Source organism: Mesorhizobium sp. M7A.F.Ca.MR.176.00.0.0 (genome assembly GCF_004023165.1).
In the GTDB taxonomy this organism is placed as follows: Bacteria; Pseudomonadota; Alphaproteobacteria; order Rhizobiales; family Rhizobiaceae; genus Mesorhizobium.
Map to the genome: position 1 here is coordinate 1 of NZ_RZTC01000332.1, position 283 is coordinate 283.

The window sequence follows — 283 nt, forward strand, 5'->3', positions numbered from 1 at the left end:
AATCTCCCCCCTTGAGGGGGAGATGTCCGGCAGGACAGAGGGGGGCGCCTCGCGCCGAAGTTTCCCCTTCCGCGCCGCGACCTTCGGCAACATCACCATCGCCCTCGCCCCGGATCGCGGCCGCTCCGCCGACCGCCGCGCCGACTACCACGACCCGACGCTGCCGCCGCGCCATGCATTGCTCGCCTTCGGCCTGTGGCTGCGCAAGTCGCTCGGCGTCCACGCGCTTGTCCATGTCGGCGCGCATGGCACGCTGGAGTGGCTGCCGGGCAAGACCGTTGCG

1 protein-coding gene is annotated in these 283 nt (G+C 71.7%); it reads left to right on the forward strand.

Going from position 1 to position 283, the window contains the following annotated elements:
* A partial coding sequence (locus EOB59_RS35120; RefSeq protein WP_164895881.1) for a cobaltochelatase subunit CobN occupies positions 1 to 283 on the forward strand: 283 nt, incomplete at both ends.